Source organism: Psychrobacillus sp. FSL W7-1493, assembly GCF_038004905.1.
Taxonomy (GTDB): domain Bacteria; phylum Bacillota; class Bacilli; order Bacillales_A; family Planococcaceae; genus Psychrobacillus.
In genome coordinates this window covers 1,042,805-1,063,204 of record NZ_JBBOSB010000001.1, presented here as the reverse complement: position 1 = coordinate 1,063,204, position 20,400 = coordinate 1,042,805, and the positions used below count along the sequence as shown (strand labels likewise).

Genomic DNA, 20,400 nt, shown 5'->3' with positions numbered 1-20,400 from the left:
AGTAAAAAAATAATATAAATCGATCTATTGATTTGTTCCCTACTTTCTATATAATAAATTCTTGTGTTTCAAAAAAAGAAGAAAAGGATGGGGATAAATGAAAAGAACCCTTACAGCAGTTTTAGCATCCGCAATGCTATTATTATCTGCGTGCTCAGAGAACTCAGATTCACAAGCGGAGGTTAACAAGGAAGTAGACACAAAAGCGTCAGCCGAAACTACTGTGGCAGTTAAACCAACTATGATTAAAGGCGAAGACTATGATGAAAATGGCGGTGCTGATGCCTATGCAGAAGCTGGCGATAACAAAGAGTCTCGTTATTTTAAAACACCTGATTTTTACAACATAAAATCAGATGATCAATTACTACTAATCGAAAATTTCCAAACGATGCAGCAAACAACGGAATGGTCTTGTGGACCTGCAACCGCATTAATGGTTGCTAACCATTTTGGCTTCACAGACATGACAGAAATGGATATTGCTGAGCAAATGAAAGCAATGACCGACTTGGACACTCCAGAAGCTAAGCCTGGTTCTGCAAACAACTTCCCAGAATACGGGTCAGACGTTAGCCAGCTCCATAATTTCTTTACTAGTCTAGAAGGCTTTAAAGTGGTAGAGACAAGCTATAAAGTGAATTATGCAGCAGAAGATCTAATTCAAGAAGCAGATGGTGCAACCGGAAATAATGTAGGAAACCTTCCTGCTACTTTCGCATGGAACAGCTTATATGCTTCTGAAAATAGTGAAACGACTGAAGCATGGGTAACAGATGCTAAGGATAGCTACTTTGTTAAATGGTTAACTGGCCACCTTTCTAATGACCGACCAATTATGGTTGAGTGGGCAGATTGGGACGGACATTGGCAAGCCATCATTGGATATGATAATAATGGCACACCAGGTATTGGTGATGATATGCTTATCTTTACAGACCCGTATGATACATCTGACCATTGGCAGGACGGATATTACTTCTATCCGTTAGAAAGATGGTTCGGAATGTGGAACGATCGTAACATTGCACCGAAACCATTCCAATTACAGCCTTACATCGTTGTGGATTATACTAAATAGATTTAAAAGAGAGTTATGACATTGTCATAACTCTCTTTTTTTCGTTAATACTTCTAAAGTAACCACTGAACAGATCCCGAAAATCTGTCGATTGCTTTCATTTCTTCAATTTCATATGATAATAAGGCAACTAGCCAACACGTTGTTCAGTGTTTTATTAAAAAAGGAGAATGCTACGTGACTAAAAAATATATGTTTATGTTTGGTTCATTGATTATAGCTTTAGGATTGGTAATTGCGGCGCTAGTTACCAATGACGATATAGTTACATATCTCATTATATTCTTTGGGATTGGTTTAGCTCTTGCTTTGCTACGTATTTTCGTAAATAACTCTATCAAAAAAATGAAGGGGAAAAGTATCTGGACAAAGCTTCTCTTCTTCGCAGTTCTCTTAGGTTTTGGTCTACCATTCCAAAACTGGTTCCGTAAAGATGTGATTTTTGCGATGGATTCCGATTACATTGTTCGATGCATCATCATCACTGTAATGGGAATTATCTTTATGACGTTCCTTTTTGGGATGCTGTTCACTAAAAAACGTCAGATGCAGGTTGAAGTGGATAAATAAACAGTAAAAAGAGCAATCACTTTTTTAAAAAAATTTTTTACTGTGGTATAGCCTCTGTTAATTATTTGTATAGTAGAGTTGATCTCCGCTCTCGTCGGACGCTTTCCGCGGGGGGAGCGATAAGCCATCACCCAACGCTTGCGCGCGTGGTCGTGATGTCTTATCTGTCTCCCTCCTCCCGCTGGAGTCGCCGCCTGTCGCTACAATCAATACAAAGTAATTGTTCATGTTTAATTGGTAAATTGCTATTTATGAAATTGACTCAAGCAGTGAAAAAGCGTTTGCTGTTTTTTTAAGGAGATATTCTTATATAAAATCATTGCCTCTTTTTGAACAAGCATTGTCAAAAGGGTCTATTTTACTAGTGGTTCATTATAACAAGCAGTAGTTAGTAATACTTTCCCCCTCGCAAAATAATTCAATAACTCTCTATACTATGTAAAAACACGTCTAATAATAAAATCATTTTTTATTTGGCTATGTTTAAAAGTAGAGGTTTATTTAAGACAAAAAAATGAACTGGGAGATCTCCTCCAAGCTCATTTTAATTTGATTCCCTCTTTACTAAAGCTACCCGTTACCCGTTAGTTTAAGTACAATCATTCCCAATCTATCAACGATTTCAGTAATTTCTATAAAAATCTTTTTAAACCCTGAATTACTATATCAGGTCTATCGAGATGAATACCATGGTCACTTCGGTCTGCTATGATAAGTTTTCCTTTAGTAGATAATTGAGATAATCCTATTTGCAGTTCTCTCCAAACTTTTTCATATTTTACTGCCTCTTCTTTTGGAATATTGTATTGAACAAAGGCATTGACCGAAGCCTCTATGTCTCTTGCAATAACTGTTAGTGGAATGTTAGGGAATTCCCCAAGTTCTTTTATACTTTCACTACTTGATTCCCAGTTTTGGAACTCTTCTGCAACAGTTTTAAACATATCAGGACTGGTGATAAATTCCTCAAATCTAATCACTTCACTCTTGGTAAGTATGGCGTGACAATCATCAATTGACTGATTATAAAGATTTCTAAGTTCCTCTTTTGATTTAAATGAATTGTCCAAATTACTTTGTACCATTTGGTCTAACGATATAAGAGAATTCATTACTGGAATATCAAGATTATATAAACGATTAAAGTTTGGTGAAGTTGAATCCAATAAAATTAGTCCATTAACTTTGTCTGGGAAAAGCATTACATAATGTAACGCACATAGTCCTCCAAAAGAATGTCCCATTATAGTTACCTTGTCCTTTATACCTAATGATTCAATAAATTTGTTTAACTCGTAAGATATATTTTTAGTTGTCCTTGGATTTATCGAAATTCTACTACTACCGTAACCAGCCCTGTGATACAAAATTATAGTAAAGTCTTTCATTATGTTTTTAACAAAGGGAAACCAGTTGTAAATTGAACTTCCTATTCCTATTTCTAAAAGGAGAATCTTCTCCCCAGTACCAAAAACTTTATATTCTAAATCTAATTCAGAGTTTTCTAATTTTTCCAATTCTACACCTCTTTTTAACCATACTTTTTTCAATATCCTTCTTCAACTAACCTACCCCAGTTTAAGTTTAATATTTCACAAACTAAATCGCTTCATGAAAAAACAACCCTAGCCTTTTACATAGCCTTTTATAAAAAAAACGATATGGAATGAGTATCTCTAGAGGCACTTCTTATTTTCTTTTAGTTGCTTTAGTAAATAAATACATAGTGGGTTTATATAGTCAGCCTTATGAAAATCACTTAATAATAATCTATTAAGCCCTGTACTGTTAAATGGAATTGTTTCTACTCTTTTGAATTCTGGAAGTTCTCCTTTACTATATAATTCATTTTTATAATGTTTATGTATTGCTTTTACTTCTTCAGAAGTTAAATCAATGGTTACTCGATTTATTAAAACTAATGATTGGCCTCCACGTTTTATTAGCCATGGACTTAAAGGTGACAAACACCATATTTTAGTAAGGTTAATACCTAGCTCTTCTTCTATCTCTCTTATTATATTTTTGTGTATATTAATACGCCCTTCTTCTAAATCATTTTTGTCTAAGCCACCAGCAACTAATTGAATTCGATCCGGATTGGCTGTTCCTTCATTCATATGACCATAAACTAGATGTTTGTCCGAAGTAAGGACAAGTGTAGCAGGATAGACAACAGTGCAGTCGTACTCCGCTGATAACTTCATTTTCCTACTATAAAGGAAATGGGCATAATCCGTATGGATAAGGGAAATAATTAAATCATTTTCATCTTCTTGAATTTGATGAACAGTAAAGACCTCCCCTCTGCTAAAGGTGTTTTGTCTGTTGATCGTTTCCCAGTATTGATTTACTTTTGACTTAATTTCGTCTGGTAAGTTTATTTCCTTTTCTAAGACACTGATTTTTATATTGCTAGGTGACGTTTCTAAACTAATAGTATTGGAAAATGTCATATGTTCCCCCTGATCATAATATTATTTCGTTCATCCGTATATCTGAGCTTCTTGATATAAACCATTTTCATCAACATCTACCACTATCGTGTGACCCCAGAATAAGTCCCCATCGTCATAATACAATTCGGCGTTTCCCTCACAAAAAATTAAAATCCCTTGTATATTAATTCGTTTTTTAAATTCATCTTTACTGATTATTTCGCCTTCATTCCACACTTCATTATGTAGTTTTAATAAATCCCCTGCTATTTTTTCTTTATATGATTCATTCATTATTCTTATTTTCCTAAAGGTATTTTCGGCTAATTTAAATACTAGTTCTTTATCATATGACTCAGGAGAAATAGTCATATCTATAAAATAATCAGTCTCTATTTCAATTTTTCCTTGATAGTTTCCTGTGTCCTTGTCATAGGCCAGCACATCAAAATTCAATCCACTGTTCATATTTACACCCCTTTATAGTAAACCCTCATGAAATTGAGTATTGTTTGCTTTCACATTTCATCACCCTCTTTAATTCTACAAAGCTAGTAAAAATCCTTTCTTTATAACTATCCTTATTTAGTCTGGTTTGCTTTATCCAGACCAAAGGCTTTGTAAAAGTTAAAGAGTCAATATTTGTAAGATGCCAATGTATTTGAAGTTTTACACTTAAACTAATAGTTCAGTTTGTGAGTAAATTGCTCAGCATTAGAAGGGATGGATGGATCATTAATATAGATAATGATTCGCTTTTTTCAATTATAATTATTTGGGGACTACCAGCTTTTATAGTTTTTAGAGGTTATTTAAAAATGAATACGGATGATAGAAAATCTGCAATGAATGATTTTAAATCTTGCCGTTTTATAACAACCACTATTAACAACAAAAACAGCAAGCCAAAGTTTTGAGCTTGCTGTCATCATACTTCTTTTATTTTTAAACTCTTGAATAAATTTTATAAATAGCAATTTACCATTCTAATACGAACAATTTCTTTATATTGATTGTAGCGGGAGGAGGGAGACAGATAAGACATCACGACCACGCGCGTAAGCGATGGGTGATGGCTTATCGCTCCCCCGCGGAAAGTGTCCGACTAGAGCGGAAATCAATTCTCCTTTACTATTAAAAAAGCATTTAACCTTTATGATTATCTTTTAATTTGTTCGTGTTTTTCTTTAAAGGTAGGAATTATTAACTTAAATACAAATAGTCCTCCCCTTCTTACCCTTACAATTAACAACAAAAAAGCAAGCCCAATGTTTTGAGCTTGCTGTAGTCTGCTTTGCTTTTATTATTTCTTAAATCCTTATAAAACCTTTTCTAAAAACTCTTTTGCACGCTCTGACTTTGGAGAGCTAAAGAATTCGACAGGAGGGGTGTCTTCGACTAAAACTCCACCATCCAAAAATAAAATACGGTCTGCTACTTCTTTTGCGAAGTTCATCTCATGTGTCACGATGACCATTGTCATACCTGATTCTGCTAAGTCCTTCATAACAGCTAGAACCTCTTTTACCATCTCTGGGTCTAAGGCCGAAGTTGGCTCATCGAACAACATAACAGAAGGATTCATTGCTAACGCACGGGCAATTGCTACACGCTGCTTTTGACCGCCTGATAAACGATTTGGATATTCCGAACGCTTCTCAAAGAGTCCGACTTTATGTAAGAGGTCATCTGCAACAGCTATTGCCTCTTCCTTTGATTTTCCTTGAACATTCATTGGTGCATACGTTAGATTTTCTAAAACCGTTTTGTGAGGAAATAAATAAAAATGTTGAAATACCATTCCTACATTTTCACGTACCTTCATAATATTAGTTTTTTTATCTGTTACAACATCATTGCCTATACTAATCACACCACTAGTAGGCTCCTCCAGTAAATTCAAGCAACGTAAAAAGGTTGACTTCCCTGAACCAGAAGGACCTATTATAGCGATTACTTCCTGTTCCTTAATTTCAGTGGATATATTTTTTAAGACTTCATTTTTTCCAAATGATTTATATAATTTTTCTACTTTAATCACTTCTACTCATCCTCTTTTCTAGCTTTTTGCCAAGGAATGATAAAATAAGTGTAAGGATATAGTACATCACTCCGGCAATCATTAATGCCTCTAAGTAACGATAAGAAGATCCACCCACGACGTATGCACGGCGCATAATGTCTAGTGCACCAATTACTGTTACAATCGCTGATTCCTTCGTTAATGTGATAAATTCATTCATAAGGGAAGGCATGATATTTTTCATCGCTTGAGGAAGAATAATGTCCTTCATCATCTTCGCATAGGGTATACCCAAAGCTAAAGAAGCCTCTAACTGACCCTTGTCAACTGCATTAATCCCACCACGAATAATTTCAGAGATATAGGCACCTGAGTTTAATCCAAATGCTATAATTGCCGCTGGCATCGGATCTACCGTAATATCAAAAAGCTGAGGAATCGCATAGTAAATAATCATTAATTGTAATACAAGGGGAGTTCCTCTGAAAATAGATGTATAAAAATCTGCTAATAGACGTAATACAGTTATTTTCCCTATTTTACATAGAGCTAACAAAATCCCTAAAATTAAACCTAAAATCGTGGCTCCCACAACTATTTGAAGTGTAACACCTATTCCTTTTGCAATATAAGGAATAGAGGGAACGACTGCAGAAAAATCTAACATATCGTTACCCTCCTTTCTATTCAAACTATTATATTTTTATTTCTATTATTCTGCTTCTACTACAAACCATTTTTCTCTAAGCTCGTCAATTTTTCCTTCTTCAATTAACTCGGTAATTGCTTTATCAAACTTCTCTTTAAGCTCACTGCCTTCAGGGAAAACTGCTGCTTTAGTATCTATTTCTTCAACTACTATTGGGAAGAAAGTTAAATCTTTGTTACGCTGTGTATAATTTTCAGCTACTACATCTTCTATAACGGCTGCATCAAAACGCTTTGTCATTAGCTCTTGAATAACCTCTGGGATTAAGTTACGGCTCTCGACTTTCATGTCTACTGTTTCTGCTAATTCATTTGCTAGCTCTTCTTGAACAGATGAGATTTGAACTCCAACTGTTTTACCAGCTAAGTCTTCCACTGATTTAATGCCACTGTCTTTTTTAGTCACTACCATTTGTACTGTTTCGTTGTAAGGAACAGAAAAATCCACAACTTCATCGCGTTCTTCTGTTGGTGACATTCCTGCTAATACGAAGTCTAATTTACCTGCTTGTATCGCTGGGATTAATCCGTTGAAATCAATGTTTTCTACTTCAATCTTATATCCTAGCTTTTCAGCGATTAAATTGGATAGATCAATATCAAAGCCAATAATATCTTCGCTCTTTGTTGGATCGATAAATTCAAATGGTGGATAGTCAGCTGAAGTCCCCATTACTAATACTGGTAATTCCTCAGAAGGTGCAGAACCCGATCCTGCATCCTCTTTCGCATCGTCTTTAGTTCCACAAGCAGCTAGTAAAGCAATAATCATTGTAAGCATGATTAGAAATAACTTGTTTTTCATAATGTTTTACCCCTTTATCTATTTTATTTTTATTTCGTTTGTATATCGAATAATTGCTTTTTCAAGCATTTTTAAGCCATCATCAATTTGTTCCTTTGTTACCGTTAATGGAGGAATCATACGGATAACTTCTCCAACGTTTCCACAAAGATAGAAGAGCACGCCTTCCTCTAGTGCATAGTCAAGAATTTTCATAACAGCTTGTCCATCTGGCTCTCCAGTTTCTATATTAGAGATTTCGATACCGATCATTAAACCGACAGAACGGACATCGCTAATGATTGGATATTTCTCTCTTAGCACGTTTAGCTTTTCAGTTGCATATGCTCCTACAACTTTAGAGTTTTCTACTAGGTTCTCTTCATGGAAAATTTCTAGTGTAGTTAAGGCAACTGAACAAGCAATGGGATTTCCACCGAATGTTGTCCCATGCATTCCTAATGGCCACTTCTTCATTAATTCCTTAGAAGCAACGGTTGCACTTAAAGGTAAACCAGACGCAATTCCCTTTGCAATGGCCATAATATCGGGAGTAACTTCGAAATATTGTGCAGCAAACCATTCTCCTGTTCGTCCGAAACCAGTTTGAACCTCATCAAATATTAATAAGATTCCATGCTCATCGCAAATTTCTCGAATTCTCTTCACCCATGATTTAGGAGGGATAATGTAGCCACCCTCACCTAGTACTGGCTCTAAAATAACGCAAGCGACCTCTTCTGGAGTTACCTGGTGCTTAAAGAGTCTCTTAAAGTCTTTATCTAGCTGCTCTACACAATATACTTCTGGATCCATTCCCTCTGGACAGCTCTTCGCGTCTGCATAAGGAATCTGGTAGGATAAATGAGATGGCTGCAAAAATTTTCGATACTTACTTTTAGACGTTGTTACGCTTAATGCACCAAGTGAGCGACCGTGAAAGCAGCCCGTAAATGAAACAACATACGGTCTCTCTGTTACAAACTTGGCTAGCTTTAATGCTCCCTCGATAGCCTCTGTCCCACTATTGGCGAAAAAGAAACAGTCTAAATCTCCTGGTAACACTTCCCCAAGATTTTTGGAAAGCTGTAGAATCGATTCGTACATAATAACTCCTGAAGGCCCATGAACTAATTGATCCGCAGCATCTTTAATACTCTGAACTACTTTGGGATGACGGTGTCCAGTATTTGTAACGGCAATACCTGAAGTAAAGTCTAAATATTTCTTTCCATCCGCTCCAAAATAGTAGCAGCCTTCCTCTTTTACTATTGGAATATTAGGATGATCCTTTGCCATACTCGGTGCTAAAAAATCTCCCATATTATTATATAAATTTAGCCAGTTATCCATCTTATTCACCCTTACTTTTCATCCACTATCAGATAGCTATTAATTTTGTAATCTGTTTTATTCCTAGCTAATGGATTTTTCTAATATTTATATAATATATGCCTTTATGTATAATTATACAATAGGTAATTAAGGGAAATTAAAAGTTTAAATTTCTCGAATTTTCAATTTAATGAATTTGGCATCACTCTAAGAAAAAAAGATGAGGCGGATACATAATCAACCTAGTTTCAGGCACTTGAAATAGTACAGAGATTTACTTTATATAGAGGGAAACATTAGTGGTTCGCAGCTAATCTAGGGGACAGGCGCGTGGGAAAGACTACTGGCTCAGGCCACGTGCCCCAAGGAAAGTGTCAGACGTAGCGGAGAAACTACGGCTATGAAGTAGACAAAAAAGCCCCAAAAATTTTTCGGGGCTGCAAGCCTCATACCTTAAATATGCTCAGTAACTTCTCTGTTCAATAACCATTGCCCATTTCTCTCTTCCCAATCCTCTATTGTAAAGAATCGAGTCAACTCTTGTCCGTTCTTTTCAATAATCATTTCATAAAATACAACGAATCTGTTAGGATCACGTTGTCTAATAATACGATGCTCAAATCTTTTCTTTGCGCCCTGCAACGCTTCCACTGACTCTCTCATTCCCTGTATAGCCTCGGGACGGTCAAAGAATTCTGGTCTTTCCACATGACTATTAAAAAAAGTAACATAGTAATTATTAGTCATGATTTCAAGACCTGCAGTATCCCCTGAATACATCGCTACGTTCCATGCCTCAATGAAGTCATCGTGTGCTTTTGAAAATTGTTCAATTGACGTTTGAAATAGATCTGCCATCATATTCCCCCTATGATTTTGTATTCCATTCACGATTCAACATGCTGTAAAGAAGTGAATTTCTCCACCCATCGTCTAATAGGATATTCTCTCTTAGCAGTCCTTCTTTCTTCATACCTGCTTTCTTTAAGACCCTTTCAGACGCACTATTTCTTGCGTCACAGGTGGCATATATACGATTAAGTTTTAGTTCATTAAATCCATAATCAATTAAAATATTGGCAGCTTGAGTAGCTATACCCTTTCCCCAAAAATCTGGATGTATTATATAGCCTATTTCTCCACTTTTGTTAGATAGGTCTATATGAAATAGCTCACCTGCTCCTATCATTTTGCAGCTTTCTTTATCAATAACTGCAAACACGTACCTATTTCTTTTTTCCTTCTTGGCCTCTGCTAAAACTTCCTCTAAATAAACTTTAGTGTCCTCGAAACTATTTGGTCCCCATGGCTGGTATTTACAAGCCTCTTCTTTTGATGCATACGAATGAATATCTATCAGATAGTCATCTGTCATTTCAGTTAAGTATATGGTGCTATTTCCTAGTCCATTCTCCATTTTAGAAATCTCCTATTTCTATTACTCTTTCTTTATTTATTCTCTTTAACCTACTGTTTTCCCTTTAATCAACCTAGCAGATTAGTCTTTTTGTGCATATGATATTGTAACTAATTTAGGAGGTTGCTTCATGTCAAATAAATACCTAGATTTACTGTCTTATTTTGGGATTGGAAGTGCGCATCCAGGGGGATTTGGATTAACTCAATTTATATTAGGGAAAGAAAAAATTCAGGCAGCTCAGTCAGTATTAGATATAGGCTGCGGAACTGGAAAGACCTCCGCTTTCTTAGCTACAACATATGGTTGCAAGGTAACTGCTGTCGATAATCATCCGGTTATGATTGAGAAGGCGAGAGAAAGGTTTAAACCATTGGAGGCTGACATTCACCTAATCGAAGGAGATATTACGTGTCTACCATTAGAAAGCGACTCATTTGACATTATTATTTCTGAATCGGTCCTTGTATTTACGGATATTGCACTAGCTTTAAGTGAGGCTGCTCGTCTATTAAAAAAGGACGGAAAGCTACTGTTGATTGAAATGACGGGAGCTTCTAATGCTTCTGAGGAAGTAAAACATAAAGTGTTGGAGCTTTATGGGATTCAACAGCTGATTGATGAGGAAGAGTGGAAAGAAATTTTAAAAAAAGCTGGTTTTTCACATATAGAGATATTAGAAAACCCAGCCGATATGAACCCAGTAGAAATTGAAGACATGAATCCATCCAGTTATATTGACATGACACTATATGACGTCTGGGATGAGCATAATCAATTTTTAACTGATTTTGGAAACATGATAGGCTATAGAATTTTTAAATGTCAGTTATAAACAAAGATTAAGGCTTTGGAGCAAAATCAGATCCATCTATAATTTCCTTAGTTGGTTTGTGATATAATTCGCCCTTTGGAAACGGCCCATGATTTTTTACGTAAGTATCGACTATTTGATAGCCTATATTGTAGCCTATCCACTTTGGAAAATAGCTTCTAGGACGACCAAATAAAAATAGCTGATGATTTTTTACACCTTCTAACCCTAGGGATGGTACGAAACGGTGCTTCCATATCTCGGTAGCATCCGCGTAAGGATAAAGCGCTATCCATGGGGCTAGCAGCTTTTCCCCGCATTCCTCTTTTACAGCATACTCTCCCAAGCCTTCTATAATCAAAGAGTCTGCCAACATTGTTTGGGAAGGGGTAAGATCTAAGAAATTTAATCTGCATACGTGATTATATTCATGTACTAAGGTCGCCTTTATCTCTTCTTCTGAAAGGTCCTTCGATAAAAATAAAAATAACGCTTTTTTATAAGCAACACCATTTTTAACAGGTAAAGGCTCTCTTGTCTGACTTGATCCTTTTAATTTTATTGGGAATATATAAATCGGTACCTTTGGACCACCCCACCGCTTTCGTAACCGTTTGTATTCGTTGTTTACTAATTCCCAAACCTTCCTTTTTTCTAGCTCTCCTACAGTTTCTGATAAGCCTTCCCATTCATTTGGCTCAAATAATCCGTATTGTAAAAGCTCATAGTGTACAGCCTCTCTAGTTTCATTCGGGAAGACCTCCATTAGGGGTTCACATAGGATTTCCCCTTGCCGAAGATAGATTTCCTTCCCATCTTTCTTCTCGCATGCTTCTATAAATTGATATAACCATTTAGAGGTTCTAATGACAGCCAATATCTCATCCTTTTCTCTTTATTCTTTCGTATGTTCGATTTTCTAAAAAACTTATGTCTATAGTGCATAGACGATTGTCTACCGTGAAAATTTTCATACGGCATATGTTATAAAACATACTTGTATGTAATTTTTTGAGAGAGGGGGACAAAAAATGAGTCAAGCACAAGTTTATAATTTATGCTGTAAATATCATGGACAAAGAGTACGAATCACGGATAAACAAGGAAAAGTACATGTAGGAAGAATTACTAAAGTAGATCAAAACATGGTATGGATTCGTCCTGAGAAAAACCTTGGAGGATATGGATTTGGTTTCTGGGGCTTCGGACCAGGCTTTGGTGTTGGTATTGCATTAGGTGCGATAACTGGTATTGCGTTAGCTGGTGCCTTTTTCTGGTAATACTTCTCGTTTGCATTTCTAATGGGAATAGGCTCGGACCTATTCCTTTTTTCATTTTTGTCAGACTAGGATAGTTCTATGCTTACCTAACAAGCTCTCAACTACTTATATAAAAAGCACACCACAAAAGTGGTATGCCTTAATGTTATAGTATGCAATTGTCTAAATAAGTTACCTAGACAGCAGTAAATCCTCCATCAATTGGTACAACAGCACCATTTATATATTTTGCCTCACTCGTCAACAGGAACGCCACTAATTCTGCAACTTCCTCTGGTTGTCCTAAGCGACGTTGTGGAATACCCGCAGAGACCGTTTTAAACAGCTCAGGATTCGCATCTCTATATTGTTTCACCATAGGAGTTTCCGTTGATCCTGGTGCCACTGCGTTAATCTGAATACCTTGGTTTGCATATTCTGCTGCTATGGATTTCGTAATTCCAACGATACCATGCTTCGTTGCCGAGTAACTCACAACTCCATCCTGGCCTACTAATCCTGCTGTAGACGAAGTATTAACTATACTACCTCCACCATTCTTAATCATTTCAGGTAAAACATAGTATAATCCATATAAAGCCCCTCGAAGGTTTATATCTACGACGAGGTCGATCTGTTCAATCGAATTGTCCAAGAATTTTTTACCTGGCCCAGAGATACCTGCATTGTTAAAGAACATATCCACTGTTCCGAAGGTTTCCACTGTTTTTTCTACATACTTTTTAACCTCTTCAGCCTTCGTTACATCGGCTTTGATAAAGATGGCCTTAGCTCCTTTTTCTTCTACCAAACGAACCGTTTCATTTCCTTGCTCTTCCGAAACATCGATAATACTAATGTTGATGCCTGACTCAGCTAATTTTAATGCAGCCGCTCTTCCTAGGCCGCCACCTCCACCTGTAATAATTGCTGTTTTTGTTGTATTCATTTAAATTGCTCCTTTCTTCTACACCTGTCTATCTTTAATAATTCCCTTTGTTATTGGAATAAAACATTATTTCGCAGTAGAAAAAATTAGAATAAATACTTTTAAATTCCACACATTTGTTACATTCAACTCAACATTCATATATAGTTAATAGATGGAATATTTAGTTTTTTATTTAAATTTTAGGCGATTATTTAAAATCTTTATAAAAGACTTTTATGGGGGGTGGAAGTAGTTGGAAATATTGCTATGGATTCTTGGTTTAATCATTTTGTACGTAGTCATTTATACAGCAGTGAGGGATGCCATGGATAAATCAGAGGTCGGTAAAATTATCATTAAAAGGTTTGGAACAAAAGATGAGCTAGTACCATTAAGTGATCTAGAAATTGAAAAGGAATTAGAAAACGAAGAAAGAAAATAAAGCTACGATTCTAGAATAAAAGAAGTTTTACTGATTTTAAGGAGGGACACTAGATTTGAGTGACTCAGCTATTACTAGAACGCTAGAGATTGGTGGACTAACAAAATTTCAGCTTATTCAGAAACTCGAAAACCATTCTATTAGGCTGAATGAATACGCAGAAAAGCTACTATCTGCTGATAAATTCTCTCCTTCTAAAAATAAGTACAGTGTTACTACGGTTACACTAACCGTCAGAGAACTTGGTTTCCGAGAAGGAGCCACAATGCCTCAAATATTTAAACGAGCGAGCGAAGTAGGTTTAAATCTCTGTCCACTTGAGGTAGGTCCTTACCTAAGGTTAGAGTATCTAGACCAACCTGAAGGACATACAAAGATTCAAGTCCCGCAACAAGCTCCCTCTGGCTCTCTCACAGTAGCGTCAGAAATAGTCAGTGAAGACGATGATTTTCCTAAAGGCTTTTACCTTAGAAACATCGACGGAGTATTATGGTTACGCGGATACATCGCAGATGATTTACATGTTTGGAATAGTAAGGATCACCTTATCTTTTGTTACCAATAAAAAGAGACCCCCTAGTAGTAAAGGGGTCTCTAAAAATTTATTAAACAATCTGCATACTGAATGTGCTTTATCACCGTTCATACGGTTTTATCACCGTTCGTGGAGATTTATCACCGTTCGCCTGGTTTTATCACCGTTCACGAGGTTTTATCACCGGTAGATTGTTTTTTTTAGGATTGGATCACTTACCTCCTGCTTTTTCTAAGCCAGGGCTTGCTCTAAATCTTCTATTAAGTCCTCTACATCCTCGATGCCTACAGAAATGCGAACTAATCCATCGGTAATACCTAATTCTGCTCTTCGTTCACTCGGAATAGAGGCGTGAGTCATACGGGCAGGTACGGAGATTAAGCTTTCTACAGCTCCTAAGCTTTCCGCAAGAGTAAAGTATTTTAGCTTCGCCAACAGCTCATCTGCTTTTTCTGCACTTCCAACGTCAAAGGAGATCATTCCTCCAAATCCTGTAGCTTGTTTTTGCATCAGGTCATGGCCTGGATGAGAAGAGAGGCCTGGATAAAATACTTTTCCGACTGCATCGTGATCATTTAAAAACTCTGCTATTCGTTGGGCACTTTCATTATGCTCTTCCATACGTAAGCCTAGTGTTTTAATGCCTCGCATCAGCAGCCAGGAATCCTGAGGTCCGAGCACAGCACCGACGGAGTTTTGAACAAAATGCAGCTCACTCGCTAGCTTCTCGGAATTAACCACTGCAAGACCTGCTACTACGTCACTGTGGCCTCCTAAATACTTTGTGGCACTATGCACAACGATATCTGCACCAAGTGCGATTGGCTGCTGGAAATAAGGAGTCATAAATGTGTTATCCACAATAGTTAAGAGCCCTTTTCCCTTTGCATATTTTGCTATAGCTTCTATGTCTGTTACCTTCAATAAAGGATTTGTTGGAGTCTCCAAGAAAATAGCCTTTGTATTTTCTTGAATAGCTGCCTCGACATTAGAAAGATTCCCTGTATCGACAAATGTAGAATCGATTCCAAAGCGATTCAATACTTTAGAAATCACTCGGAACGTTCCACCATAAACATCGTCAGTTAATAGGACATGGTCCCCCTTACTGAAGAGCATCATGATTGAGCTTGTCGCAGCCATTCCTGAAGAAAAGGCAAAGCCTGCTACTCCACCCTCTAAATCACTGATTAAAACTTCTAATGCATGACGAGTCGGGTTACCCGTTCGTGAATATTCATAGCCTTTAAATTTACCAACGGCTTCTTGCTTATACGTACTCACCTGGTAAATCGGTGTTGATACGGCACCTGTTGCTTCATCTCCAACGATTCCTGCATGAATAAGCTTTGTTTTTGCGCGCATTTTTTTATTCCTCCTTGAATAATTCATATACCTTCTGGCTCAAATAGCGTTCACTAGAGTCCGGAAAGATGGTAACGATATGACTTCCCTCTAATGCGACCTCTGCTTCCTTCATTGCTGCGTAAAATGCAGCACCTGAGGAGCTTCCCACCAGTAAGCCTTCTTTTTCTGAGAGTCTACGCAACTCTGCAAAGGCTTTCTCATCACTAACGGTATGAATTGCATTGAAATAAGATGAGTCCATAAACTCTGGTAAAAATTCCATGCCTATTCCTTCGGTTGCATGAGAGCCAGCTTCTCCACCATTTAAAATGGAACCTACAGGCTCTACGATTACTGTTTTAATTTTTTTATTACGTTCCTTTAAAAAGGTGGACGTGCCCATAAAGGTTCCACCCGAGCCAGCTCCAGCTACAAACACGTCAATTTGTCCCTCTAAATCTCTCCATAGCTCTGGACCAAGTGTATGCTCATAAGTTTTCGGGTTAGCAGGGTTAGAAAATTGGGAGGGCGAAAAAGCACCTGGTGTGCCTTTCACTAGCTCCTGCGCTTTCTTGATAGCCCCTTGCATCCCTAATGCTGTGTCCGTATTTATGACCTCTGCACCCAGTGCTCGCATAAGGGTCTGCTTCTCGAGACTAAACTTTTGAGGAACTACAAACTTAACCTTATACCCCTTCCCAATTGCTGCGAGTGCAACACCAATTCCGGTATTCCCTGCTGTAGGCTCTATGATTGTCCCACCAGGAGTAAGCTTACCGGATTTCTCTGCATCCTCGATTAACGCTAGACCAAGACGATCCTTCACGCTACCACCTGGGTTTAAGTATTCAAGCTTTGCAAATATGCGGCAATTGTTAGGAATAGATATATTATTTATTTCTATTACGGGTGTATTTCCTATCAGTTCTTGCACGCTATTAAAAATATTCATTTATGCTTCCTCTTTATAAATTTGTCGCCATTCATCTTTTTTAGAAAGCATTTCAGAAGCAATTTCTTTTGCTCCCTCTAAACTATGGCTAGCTGCCCACCCGCACTGTACCTCATTACAAGCCGGTACCTCCGTTGCTTGCAGTACATCCTCTAACGTCTTTTCAAGAATGACAAGAATCTCATCATAATCCTCATGATTTATGACTGATAAGTAAAAACCAGTTTGGCAGCCCATTGGACTTAAATCTACGACTTGATCCGTATGGTTACGAATATTTTCAGCCATTAAGTGCTCCAGAGAGTGTAACCCTGGCATATCCATATGTTCTTTGTTTGGTTGTTTAAATCTAATATCATATTTGTATATTTCATCGCCATGTTTTCCTTCTTTTGTTCCTGCTAGGCGTATAAATGGTGCTGCTACTTTTGTGTGATCAAGGTTAAAGCTTTCTACGTTCATTTTTTTCATTATAAATCGCTCCTTATTTTTTCGTTGCGTCCATAATCCAGACATAATCATTCATCTTCGAGAAATGAGCTTGAAATCCTGCTTCCTCGAATAATTCCGTTAGAATTGGAATCGTTGTATAGTATTCTCTTTCTAAATCGTCTGCTACGTTGTGAAAGTTTCTAGCTCTTTCTTTTTTAATCTGATCTAGCTTTGCTTCCTCTGTGATAAATGCAGTATCCGCAAATACTATCTTGCCGTTATGTTCGAGAAGTTCGGAATACAGCTTTAGAGCCTTTCCTTTTTCCTCATCCGTTAGATGATGAAATACAAAGGAACTAACAATTGTATCTATTTTTCCCTCTCCAATTTCAAATTGAAGTAAATCACCGTCTAGAATTTCCTTATCCGGAAATCGTTTTGCCGTCATTTCTCTCATTTTTTCATTTGGCTCGAAGCCAATTACACTTAAATCTTTTTCCACTAACAGTGCTGTTAAATTACCCGTCCCTGTACCAAACTCTATTATAGAAGTACCGGAAACTCGATTAACTACTTCATTTAAAATAGAATCATAGCCTTCAAAAACATCACGATATTCTGGGTCTTTTCCTGACACAGATGCATCATATGACTCTGCCCATCCATCAAAAATATTTACAAATTCTCTACCCATTCGTCTAACCCCTTTTATGAAGTGTATTAAACCAAGTTGTTTACTTTGAATTAACACTTTTAGTTATATCATATTCAGCAGACTAATAAAAGGAAGATGTTACTATTTTTTTATTACCCTTTCTGGAAGGTAAAAAACAAAAAAGGAGCAAACCCTTTAAGGCTAGCTCCTGTTTATATCTCATTTGGTTTATATGGTTCTGTTTAATTTTAATTCAAATGAAGGATTAGTTACGTATTCCTGATACACTACTTTACCCTCAAATTCCAAATAGACTTGATATCTCTTCCTGATTGCATCAGCCGTGATCATGCTAAGTACATCATCCTTTGGTACCCATAGTACTTCAGAAGTCTCCTCAGAAGTACATAGCTCCCCACCAATCGGTTTACAAACAAAATCAAACATTACTTTAGTAGGGACGTCCGTAATGCCATCGTACCATTTATGCATACCGGTATTTGAATAAACCCCTATTAAATAGGATACCTCTACGTCAATCCCGCTTTCTTCTTTTATTTCTCGCGTTAAACCATCAATCAGATTTTCTCCCACCTCTATTTGACCCCCTGGGTAAACCCACCCGCCATGCTCTGTTTTCACTAAAAGAATTTTTCCCTCTTCATTTTCTACGATACCCCCTGCTGCAGCGATATGAGTTGGCATTTTCATATATCTTCCCCCTTTATTAACTTTATGAATATTTTACCATTTTTATAAAGGGAAGAATATTGGAATAACAATCATCATAACTGCAAACATAATAAGCTGTAATGGGATCCCTGCCTTTACGAAGTCGAAAAATTTATAGCCCCCAGCCGTCATAACTAATGCATTGGTCGGCGAGGCAACCGGAGTTGCAAAAGCCATTGATGACGATACCGCAATAGCGATTAAGAAAGTATATGGATTAGCTCCCATGCTAAGGGCAGCAGTCATGGCAATTGGTGCAAACAAAACTGCCGTAGCCGTGTTAGAGATAAATTGGCCGAATACCATGGTGATAAAATAGATTCCTGCCAAGACACCTAATGCCCCAAAGTCTCCTAGAAGATCGATAATGCCTTCCGATAAAATCACCATACCACCTGTCTTTTCTAATGCAGTGGCCATTGGGAGCATGGCGGCTATGAGTATGATACTTTCCCAGTTCATCTTTCCATAGGCATCATCCATGTTACGTAAGCATCCGGTCACAACCATTAACACCGCACCTATTAAAACAGAAATTACGGCAGGAAATATTTCGGAAATCATTAAAATAATCATTAATAACATAATAGCTCCAGCAATCGGCGCCTTACCACTAGCTGCCGCCATACTTGCGTGTTCCTTTGGTTGGCCAATAACCACTACATCATTGGTAGCCTTTGCGAGGAGCTCAATTTCCTCCCATGCCCCTTGTACTAGTAGGGCATCCCCAAAGCGTAGACGGACATCTGCCATTTCGCTTAATACATATTCCCCTTTGCGATTTACGCCAAGAATGTTTAAATTATATTTTTCACGGAACTTAATACTCGCTATCGTTTCATTAATTAATGTGGAATGGGGAGTCAATAACACCTCCGCAATTCCAAGCTGTTTGGAAACTAATAAGTCCGGCATCGAATCATCGTCGTCCACTTCTAACAAATAATCCTTTGCTAGCTCCTCTGTTCTCTTTAAGGAACCTTGAATATAAAGGACATCCTTTGCCTGGACTGTACTGAGAGGACCAGCCATCTCTTGGTACGTCATTGGTAACAGATTGATCCCCTCTGTGGATTTGCGGTCTATCTTCAAAATCGCTAGATGATACTTTGCCGGTAGCTTTAAATCGGTCAACTTCTTTCCAATCATTAACGAATGCTCAGGAACCTTCAAGCGATGAAGATTTCCCCCAAGCTCATAATCAATTGCTAGCTGTTTAGGCGATAGTTTATGACCCGCACCTACAGCATCTCTCTTTTTGCCATTTGGGAGAACTACATTTCTCGCGACAACAAAATATAAAATACCTACAATAATAGCAATTATACCAACCGGCGTAATTTCAAAAAATCCAAGCTTTTCATAGCCATTGTCTACTAGCACTTGACTGACAATAAGGTTGGCAGGCGTTGCTATTAAGGTCAATAAGCCGGATAAACTGCTGATATAAGACAGGGGGATTAAATATTTGGACGGGCTACTATTGATGCTAATTGCAATACTAATAACGATTGGGAGCATTAATGCAACCGTTCCTGTATTACTCATAAATGCACCAACACTACCCGTTATTATTAATAATAAAATAAATAGCTTTTGTTCACTTTTACCAGACCATTTAAGAAGGAGATTACCCGCACTTTGGGCAAGTCCAGTTCTTACTATGCCTGCTCCTACGACAAATAAACCTGCTATCATAATGACTACAGAGTTAGAAAACCCAACAAGCGCCTCGTTCGGCTCTAAAATGCCAGTAATAACAAAGGCTAAAAGTGCAAGCAGTGCCACTAAGTCGGCTCGTATTCGATTACTTATAAATAAAACAATACTAATTGCCAATATACTAAAGGTTATTGCTAACTGCATATCTAAGTGAACTCCTTCTTTTTTTGTCTCCTTTATTATATAAAAAGTTTGGAAGAAGTACTCGTCAAATGGTTAAAGG

General features: G+C 37.3%; 23 protein-coding genes. 6 read left to right on the top strand and 17 right to left on the bottom strand.

Translation table 11 applies throughout. The features are described 5' to 3' along the window. The first annotated feature begins 97 nt into the window (after positions 1-97). Both MKX96_RS05345 and MKX96_RS05340 read left to right on the top strand, forming a co-directional pair. Positions 98-1,081, top strand: coding sequence for a papain-like cysteine protease family protein (locus tag MKX96_RS05345; RefSeq protein WP_340882571.1), 984 nt, complete (start codon positions 98-100; stop codon positions 1,079-1,081). Positions 1,082-1,258: 177 nt separating this feature from the next. Beyond that, positions 1,259-1,651, top strand: coding sequence for an MFS transporter permease (locus MKX96_RS05340; RefSeq protein WP_340882568.1), 393 nt, complete (start codon positions 1,259-1,261; stop codon positions 1,649-1,651). Positions 1,652-2,283: 632 nt separating this feature from the next. Here the strand turns inward: MKX96_RS05340 and MKX96_RS05335 are convergent. From MKX96_RS05335 to MKX96_RS05295, 9 genes are all read right to left on the bottom strand, one after another. Beyond that, entirely contained in the window at positions 2,284-3,168 is an 885-nt protein-coding gene (locus MKX96_RS05335; RefSeq protein WP_340882566.1) for an alpha/beta fold hydrolase, read from the bottom strand. Between the two features lie 159 nt (positions 3,169-3,327). Further along, positions 3,328-4,107: a hypothetical protein gene (locus tag MKX96_RS05330; protein WP_340882563.1), complete on the bottom strand. Its 780-nt coding sequence runs from the start codon at positions 4,105-4,107 to the stop codon at positions 3,328-3,330. 30 nt (positions 4,108-4,137) lie between these two features. Beyond that, positions 4,138-4,557 carry a DUF2262 domain-containing protein gene (locus tag MKX96_RS05325; protein WP_340882561.1) on the bottom strand — a complete coding sequence of 140 codons (420 nt, stop codon included), beginning with the start codon at positions 4,555-4,557 and terminating at the stop codon, positions 4,138-4,140. 850 nt (positions 4,558-5,407) lie between these two features. Continuing rightward, entirely contained in the window at positions 5,408-6,130 is a 723-nt protein-coding gene (locus MKX96_RS05320) for an amino acid ABC transporter ATP-binding protein (RefSeq protein WP_169360232.1), read from the bottom strand. Further along, positions 6,123-6,779, bottom strand: coding sequence for an amino acid ABC transporter permease (locus MKX96_RS05315; RefSeq protein ID WP_340882558.1), 657 nt, complete (start codon positions 6,777-6,779; stop codon positions 6,123-6,125). The genes MKX96_RS05320 and MKX96_RS05315 overlap by 8 nt, the downstream gene beginning before the upstream one ends. Before the next feature lie 45 nt (positions 6,780-6,824). After that, positions 6,825-7,625 carry a transporter substrate-binding domain-containing protein gene (locus tag MKX96_RS05310; RefSeq protein ID WP_340882556.1) on the bottom strand — a complete coding sequence of 267 codons (801 nt, stop codon included), beginning with the start codon at positions 7,623-7,625 and terminating at the stop codon, positions 6,825-6,827. 18 nt (positions 7,626-7,643) lie between these two features. Beyond that, positions 7,644-8,957, bottom strand: a complete 1,314-nt coding sequence (locus MKX96_RS05305) for an aspartate aminotransferase family protein (RefSeq protein WP_340882553.1) — start codon at positions 8,955-8,957, stop codon at positions 7,644-7,646. Between the two features lie 435 nt (positions 8,958-9,392). Next, positions 9,393-9,797, bottom strand: a complete 405-nt coding sequence (locus MKX96_RS05300; protein ID WP_169360236.1) for a hypothetical protein — start codon at positions 9,795-9,797, stop codon at positions 9,393-9,395. Between the two features lie 10 nt (positions 9,798-9,807). Beyond that, positions 9,808-10,356: a GNAT family N-acetyltransferase gene (locus MKX96_RS05295; protein WP_340882549.1), complete on the bottom strand. Its 549-nt coding sequence runs from the start codon at positions 10,354-10,356 to the stop codon at positions 9,808-9,810. Between the two features lie 130 nt (positions 10,357-10,486). Between MKX96_RS05295 and MKX96_RS05290 the strand changes: the two genes are divergently transcribed. Further along, positions 10,487-11,191: a class I SAM-dependent methyltransferase gene (locus tag MKX96_RS05290; RefSeq protein ID WP_340882547.1), complete on the top strand. Its 705-nt coding sequence runs from the start codon at positions 10,487-10,489 to the stop codon at positions 11,189-11,191. Positions 11,192-11,198: 7 nt separating this feature from the next. Here the strand turns inward: MKX96_RS05290 and MKX96_RS05285 are convergent, their stop codons facing one another. After that, entirely contained in the window at positions 11,199-12,047 is an 849-nt protein-coding gene (locus MKX96_RS05285) for a DUF2268 domain-containing protein (RefSeq protein WP_340882541.1), read from the bottom strand. A 154-nt stretch (positions 12,048-12,201) separates the two neighbouring features. Between MKX96_RS05285 and MKX96_RS05280 the strand changes: the two genes are divergently transcribed. After that, on the top strand, positions 12,202-12,450 hold the full coding sequence (locus tag MKX96_RS05280; protein WP_340882539.1) for a hypothetical protein: 249 nt from the start codon (positions 12,202-12,204) through the stop codon (positions 12,448-12,450). A gap of 175 nt (positions 12,451-12,625) precedes the next feature. On the opposite strand, the gene MKX96_RS05275 is transcribed toward MKX96_RS05280, so the two are convergent. Then, the gene (locus MKX96_RS05275) at positions 12,626-13,378 is read right to left on the bottom strand and encodes an SDR family NAD(P)-dependent oxidoreductase (protein ID WP_340882537.1); all 753 of its coding nucleotides are present in this window, start codon (positions 13,376-13,378) and stop codon (positions 12,626-12,628) included. Positions 13,379-13,613: 235 nt separating this feature from the next. On the opposite strand from MKX96_RS05275, the gene MKX96_RS05270 reads away from it, so the two are divergent. Together MKX96_RS05270 and MKX96_RS05265 are read left to right on the top strand one after the other, a co-directional pair. Continuing rightward, complete coding sequence (locus MKX96_RS05270) at positions 13,614-13,802, top strand: hypothetical protein (protein WP_340882535.1); 189 nt, start codon at positions 13,614-13,616, stop codon at positions 13,800-13,802. Positions 13,803-13,857: 55 nt separating this feature from the next. Continuing rightward, entirely contained in the window at positions 13,858-14,367 is a 510-nt protein-coding gene (locus tag MKX96_RS05265) for a helicase (protein ID WP_340882534.1), read from the top strand. Between the two features lie 201 nt (positions 14,368-14,568). Here MKX96_RS05265 and MKX96_RS05260 read toward each other — a convergent pair whose 3' ends face one another. The 6 genes from MKX96_RS05260 to MKX96_RS05235 all read right to left on the bottom strand — a co-directional run bounded on the left by MKX96_RS05260 (position 14,569) and on the right by MKX96_RS05235 (position 20,321). Continuing rightward, positions 14,569-15,702: a bifunctional cystathionine gamma-lyase/homocysteine desulfhydrase gene (locus tag MKX96_RS05260; RefSeq protein ID WP_340882533.1), complete on the bottom strand. Its 1,134-nt coding sequence runs from the start codon at positions 15,700-15,702 to the stop codon at positions 14,569-14,571. 4 nt (positions 15,703-15,706) lie between these two features. After that, a complete protein-coding gene (locus tag MKX96_RS05255; RefSeq protein ID WP_340882532.1) occupies positions 15,707-16,636 on the bottom strand; it encodes a PLP-dependent cysteine synthase family protein in 930 nt (309 codons plus the stop codon). Continuing rightward, complete coding sequence (locus tag MKX96_RS05250) at positions 16,637-17,107, bottom strand: S-ribosylhomocysteine lyase (RefSeq protein WP_340882531.1); 471 nt, start codon at positions 17,105-17,107, stop codon at positions 16,637-16,639. It abuts the gene before it with no gap. Positions 17,108-17,120: 13 nt separating this feature from the next. Next, a complete protein-coding gene (locus MKX96_RS05245; protein ID WP_340882530.1) occupies positions 17,121-17,762 on the bottom strand; it encodes a class I SAM-dependent methyltransferase in 642 nt (213 codons plus the stop codon). A gap of 189 nt (positions 17,763-17,951) precedes the next feature. After that, on the bottom strand, positions 17,952-18,434 hold the full coding sequence (locus MKX96_RS05240; protein WP_340882528.1) for an NUDIX hydrolase: 483 nt from the start codon (positions 18,432-18,434) through the stop codon (positions 17,952-17,954). A gap of 42 nt (positions 18,435-18,476) precedes the next feature. Next, complete coding sequence (locus tag MKX96_RS05235) at positions 18,477-20,321, bottom strand: SLC13 family permease (protein WP_340882527.1); 1,845 nt, start codon at positions 20,319-20,321, stop codon at positions 18,477-18,479. Positions 20,322-20,400 lie beyond the last annotated feature (79 nt).